Annotated in this window: 5 protein-coding genes; 4 read left to right on the top strand and 1 reads right to left on the bottom strand. The window is 69.0% G+C overall.

Annotation, left to right across the window (positions count from 1 at the left end):
• Positions 1-279: 279 nt before the first annotated feature.
• The 4 genes from MFF42_RS13510 to panC all read left to right on the top strand — a co-directional run bounded on the left by MFF42_RS13510 (position 280) and on the right by panC (position 3,391).
• Positions 280-1,329: a GSU2403 family nucleotidyltransferase fold protein gene (locus MFF42_RS13510; protein WP_238256193.1), complete on the top strand. Its 1,050-nt coding sequence runs from the start codon at positions 280-282 to the stop codon at positions 1,327-1,329.
• Positions 1,330-1,431: 102 nt separating this feature from the next.
• Positions 1,432-2,037: a helix-turn-helix domain-containing protein gene (locus MFF42_RS13515; protein WP_238256194.1), complete on the top strand. Its 606-nt coding sequence runs from the start codon at positions 1,432-1,434 to the stop codon at positions 2,035-2,037.
• A 70-nt stretch (positions 2,038-2,107) separates the two neighbouring features.
• Positions 2,108-2,467, top strand: a complete 360-nt coding sequence (locus MFF42_RS13520; protein ID WP_238256195.1) for a hypothetical protein — start codon at positions 2,108-2,110, stop codon at positions 2,465-2,467.
• Between the two features lie 66 nt (positions 2,468-2,533).
• Complete coding sequence (gene panC / locus MFF42_RS13525) at positions 2,534-3,391, top strand: pantoate--beta-alanine ligase (protein WP_238256196.1); 858 nt, start codon at positions 2,534-2,536, stop codon at positions 3,389-3,391.
• A gap of 132 nt (positions 3,392-3,523) precedes the next feature.
• On the opposite strand, the gene MFF42_RS13530 is transcribed toward panC, so the two are convergent.
• Entirely contained in the window at positions 3,524-5,362 is a 1,839-nt protein-coding gene (locus MFF42_RS13530) for an NADPH-dependent assimilatory sulfite reductase hemoprotein subunit (RefSeq protein ID WP_238256197.1), read from the bottom strand.
• Between the last annotated feature and the right edge of the window lie 36 nt (positions 5,363-5,398).

Genomic DNA, 5,398 nt, shown 5'->3' on the forward strand with positions numbered 1-5,398 from the left:
TCCGGCTGATCACCTCGGGCCGTACCCCATCCCGTCATCGCGAGGCGGAGCCGAAGCGATCCAGGGCGCGCCCTCTCCGGAAAAGTCGCGCCCTGGATTGCCACGGCTTCGCCTCGCAATGACGGCGGATGGTGAAACCGAAGTCATCAACCGGAAACCGAATGACTGGGGTTAAAGCCCGCTGGGACGATCCCTCAGAACGGGCACTTCCGCTTCCCGAACTCGCAGTCCATATTTAACCCTCGCAGGCGAAGATTCGCACCCGATCGGGTTAAGCGCATGCTTTTCAGTGATTTGCGGAACGAGCAGATCCGTCAGACGATCGATGCGGAACAGGTCTTCAGCGGTTATCGATCGGCCCGGGGCGAACTCGACACACGCTTTGCCGGCTCGATGTCGTGGAAGTCGATCGCGGGCGGCACTTACCTGTACCGGAAAGTCCATGGGGCGAGCCGTTCGCTGGGCCCGAAATCTCCCGAGACCGAGCAGATCTACGAGAGCTTCCAGAGCGGGCGGACGCGCCAGCGCGATCTCGTTCGCGGCCTCGCGACCCGTCTCGATGAGATGGCCCCGGTCAATCGGGCCCTCGGGATCGGCCGCGTGCCGCTCGTCAGCGCACGCGTGCTGCGCCAGCTCGACGGATCGGGATTGCTCGGACGGGCGATCCACGTCGTCGGCACGAACGCGCTCTATGCCTACGAGCGCATGGCTGGAATTCGGATCGACAGCGGCTTGGTCGCGACCGGCGACGTTGACCTCCTCCTCGACGCCCGCAGGACACTGAAGATCGCCGCGCCCGGCCTCTCGTCCGAGGGCCTGCTCGGCCTTTTGCGGAAGGCCGATACGTCGTTCTCGCTCATGGGCCGAAGGAGCTTCCGCGCCGTGAACCGGGACGGTTTCATGGTCGATCTGATCAAGCCGTCTCCCAGGGACCGCCTCACGGACGCGGACCGCGCCAGTCTCGGAGGGGATGACGATCTTCACGCAGTCGAGATCGAGGGGCTTGCCTGGCTCGTGAACAGTCCGAAGCAGCGGGTGGTCGTGATCGATGATCGCGGATACCCGCTGATCATGGCGGTCCCCGACCCGCGCGCCTTCGCTCTCCACAAGGCGTGGCTCGCGGGCCGGGAGGATCGGGAGCTGGGCAAGCGTCAGCGCGACGCCGCGCAGGCCAAGCTCGTCGCCGGGATGGTGGCCGAGAGGCTTCCGCACCTGCGCTTCGATGCCGACGATCTCTCGGCACTGCCCGTTGCGCTGCGCCGAGCGGCCGCGAACCTTCGGTCCGAGCCGGACGACGGGGAGGACGGCAGGCTCGAACCCGGTTGGTGATCCGAGCGATCCGCTGTCACACGACCAATCCCGGTGGCGGCTTCAAAATCCTGCGCCATAATGGTTTCGCGCCGTCCGGCGCGCGGAGGCAGCCAGGGATCCATGCTCAACACAGCGTCGAACGCGCCCGTCGTCGAGGAGCGCCCGCTGGAGAAGGCGCTGGGCCATCAGGTCCGCCTGCTGCGGCGCGAGCGCGACCTGTCGGTGGCCGATCTCGGCAGCGCCGCCGGCATCTCGCCGGGCATGATCTCGAAGATCGAGAACGGCGCGATCTCGCCCTCGCTGGCCTCGATCAACGCCATCGCCTCGGCGCTCAACGTGCCGATCACCGCGCTCTTCGCCGCCTTCGAGGAGACCCGCGACTGCAGCCACGTGAAGCGCGGCCAGGGCGTGCCGATCGAGCGGCGCGGCACCAAGGTCGGCCATCTCTACGAGCTCTTGGGCGCCGGCATCCGCGGCGACGTGGTGGTGGAGCCCTACCTCATCACCCTGCAGGACGAGGCCGAGGCCTATACGAGCTTCCGCCACATCGGCACCGAGTTCATTTACATGCTGACCGGCGAGGTGATCTATCACCATTCGGGCCAGGACTATCACCTGGAGCCCGGCGACGCGCTGATGTTCGATTCGAACGGCCTGCACGGCCCGGCCAAGCTCATCAAGACGCCGATGACCTATCTCTCGGTCATCGTCTATCCGCGGGCGTGAGCGGACGGCGGTAACGGTCCGTTCACCATGACCTGCGAGGCATCGTGAGACGGGGCGGGAGTGTGATGCGATGACGGGCGGTCGGCAACGGGTGTTCGGTGCCCTCCTTGCCCTCGCCTGCCTCCTCGGCACGCCCGCCATCGCCGCCGACCTGCCTCTGTTCGAGCCGGGCTACCCCGCCGCACCGCCCCCGGCCCCGCGCTTCTTTCCCCGCGGCGACGGCGATGCCCTCGTCGACGGGCCGCCCCGCCCCCTCCCCCGCCGCCTCGTCGGCTGCGCCCCGCGCATCGCGCCGGTGCCGACCAACGCGCCGAGCGACCCGAGCTATGTCGGCTCGGAATATGGCCTGGGCAAACCGAGCTATTACGGCTTCCGGCCGGGACTCGGCTACGACGATCCGTTCGACCGGCCCCTGCGCTACTGTCCCTGAGGCGCTGGCATCCGACGGCCGGGGCGCTTACCTCTGCGGCGCGTTTTCCCTGCCCCGAGCCGCCCGATGTCCGACACGACGCTCCGCTTCGACCGCCTCGAATCCTTGCGCGCCCGCGTCGATGCGTGGCGGACGGGCGGCGACCGGATCGTGCTGGTGCCGACCATGGGGGCGCTGCACGAGGGGCATCTCGCGCTGGTGGCCCATGCCAAGGCGATCGGCCGGCGGGCCGTCGTCAGCATCTTCGTGAACCCGACCCAGTTCGGCCCGAACGAGGATTTCTCGCGCTACCCGCGCGACACCGAGGCCGACCTCGCGCTGCTTTCCCGGGCCGGCGCCGACGCGGCGTGGCTCCCCTCCGTCGAGACGATGTACCCGACGGGCTTCTCGACCCGCATCGAGCCCGGCCCGGCGGCGGAGGGCCTGTGCGGCACCTTCCGGCCCGGCCACTTCTCCGGCGTCGCCACCGTCGTGACCAAGCTGATCAACCAGGTGCGGCCCGACATCGCCCTGTTCGGCGAGAAGGACTTTCAGCAGCTGCTGGTGATCCGCGCGGTCACCCGCGACCTCGACATCCCCGTGACCATCGAGGGCGTGCCGACCCTGCGCGAGGCGGACGGCCTCGCCCTCTCCTCCCGCAACCGCTACCTCGATCCGCGCGAGCGCGGGATCGCGCCGCGCCTGCACGCGATGCTCGCCGACATCGCCGAGCGCCTCGCCCGCGGCACCGAGGCGGCGCCCCTCGTCGCCGAGGGCATCGCGGCGCTGGAGGCGGCGGGCTTCGGACCGGTGCAGTATCTCGAGGTGCGCGACGCGCAGACGCTCCAGCCCGTCGCGCGGGCCGAGCGGGAGGCGCGGGTGCTGGTGGCGGCCTATCTCGGCCACACCCGGCTCATCGACAACGTGGCGGTGGTGCCGGTGTGAGCGAAATCGCGGGAGGCAATCCCGTCATCGCGAGCGTCAGCGAAGCGATCCAGCGGCGCGACCCTTCCGGATGCGGCGGTTCGCTGGATCGCTTCGGCTTCGCCTCGCGATGACGGGAAGTGGTCTACCCCATCACGCCGCCCGCAGCGGCCCCGTCCGCTCGTGGAAATCCGGACCGTTGCCCGTCTTCGCCACGAAGCCGGCCCGGATCACGAAATCCCCGAAATGCTCGCCCGGCTGCCGGTCCTTGGCGTAGGCGGCGAACAGCGGCTCCAGGGTGTCCTTGATCTCGGCCGCCGTCACGTCCTCGCGGTAGAGCTTGCTCAGGCGGGAGCCGTCGAAGGCGGCGCCGAGATAGAGATGGTAGCGCTCGGGGCCGCGGCCGACGAGGCCGATCTCGGCGATGAAGGGCCGGGCGCAGCCGTTGGGGCAGCCGGTCGAGCGGATCGTGATCTCCTCGTCCTGCAGCCCGTGCCGCGCGAGGCTCTCCTCCAGTTCCGTGAGGAGGTCGGGCAGGTAGCGCTCGCTCTCGGCGAGCGCCAGCCCGCAGGTCGGCAGCGCGACGCAGGCGAGCGAGCTGCGGCGGATCGCCGAGGCGCCCTTGGTCAGGCCGTAGGCGTCGACCAGCGCGTCGATCTCCGCCTTCTTGGCCGCCGGCACGTTGGCGATGATGACGTTCTGGTTGCCGGTGAGGCGGAAGTCGCCTTCGTGCACCTCGGCGATGCGGCGCAGGCCCGAGAGGAATTGCGGCCCGCCCTCGATGTCCTTGATCCGGCCCGACGGCACGTAGAGCGTCAGGTGGTGGCGCCCGTCCTCGCCCTCGACCCAGCCGTAGCGGTCGCCGTTGCCCTCGAAGGTGAAGGGCTTGGGCTCGCCGAGTTTCTTGCCGATGCGCTTCTCGACCTCCGCCCGGAACGCGTCGAGGCCGAAGCGCTCGATCGTGTACTTGAGCCGGGCGTTCTTGCGGTTCTTGCGGTTGCCCCAGTCGCGCTGGACCGTCATCACGGCTTCCGCCGCCTTCAGCGCGTCCTCGGGCTTCACGAAGCCGAGCACGTCCGCCGTGCGCGGAAACGTGTCGGTCTCGCCGTGGGTCATGCCCATGCCGCCGCCCACCGTGACGTTCCAGCCCGTCACCCGGTTCTTCTTGTCGAGGATGGCGATGAAGCCGAGATCGTGGGCGAAGATGTCGACCTCGTTGGAGGGCGGCACCGCGACCACGGTCTTGAACTTTCGCGGCAGGTAGGTCTTGCCGTAGACCGGCTCGATTTCGGCCGCATCCTCGCCGCCGACGACGCGCTCGCCGTCGAGCCAGATCTCGCGCCACGCGCCGGTCTTCGGCAGTAGGGTGTCGGAGATGTCCTTGGCAAGCTGCAGCGCGATCTTGTGCGCACCGGCCTGGGCCGGGTTCGTCGCCGCCATGACGTTGCGGTTCACGTCGCCGCAGGCCGCGATCGTGTCGAGCAAAGCCGAGTCGATCGCCGCCATGGTGCGCTTGAGGTTCGACTTGATGACGCCGTGGTACTGGAACGTCTGCCGCGTGGTCGCCCGCAGCGCTCCGCCGGCATAGGTCGTGGCGATGTCGTCGAGGATCAGCCACTGCTTCGGGGTCACGACACCGCCCGCGATGCGCAGGCGGATCATGAAGCTGTAGGCCTTCTCGAGCTTCTTCTTGGTGCGCTCCGCCCGGATGTCCCGGTCGTCCTGCATGTACATGCCGTGGAACTTGACGAGCTGGCCGTCATCCTCGGAGATCGCGCCGGTGGCGTGCTTGAGCAGCCCGTCGGCGAGCCCGCCGCGCAGGTAGCGGCTGGCGATCTTCAGGTGCTCGTTATGAGCGAGCCCGGCGGCCTTCGCGGCTTCCGCATCCGTGATCGGACGCTCGGTCGGCGGCGTCTCGTAACGGTGCGCGCCCGCGCCGGGCGTTTCCACGGCGGGGCCGTCGGGCGTGTCGATCGGGGTGTGGTCATCCATGGCGGTGATCCGATTGGCGTCTCTCCTCCCCCTTGC

The sequence above is a fragment of the Methylorubrum podarium genome, assembly GCF_022179745.1.
In the GTDB taxonomy this organism is placed as follows: domain Bacteria; phylum Pseudomonadota; class Alphaproteobacteria; order Rhizobiales; family Beijerinckiaceae; genus Methylobacterium; species Methylobacterium podarium.

Bases quoted from the DNA above. Each gene is read 5' to 3' on its own strand.
- MFF42_RS13515 (WP_238256194.1), top strand. From the start codon at position 1,432: ATGCTCAACACAGCGTCGAACGCGCCCGTCGTCGAGGAGCGCCCGCTG.
- panC (WP_238256196.1), top strand. From the start codon at position 2,534: ATGTCCGACACGACGCTCCGCTTCGACCGCCTCGAATCCTTGCGCGCC.
- MFF42_RS13530 (WP_238256197.1), bottom strand. From the start codon at position 5,362: ATGGATGACCACACCCCGATCGACACGCCCGACGGCCCCGCCGTGGAA.
- MFF42_RS13510 (WP_238256193.1), top strand. From the start codon at position 280: ATGCTTTTCAGTGATTTGCGGAACGAGCAGATCCGTCAGACGATCGAT.
- MFF42_RS13520 (WP_238256195.1), top strand. From the start codon at position 2,108: ATGACGGGCGGTCGGCAACGGGTGTTCGGTGCCCTCCTTGCCCTCGCC.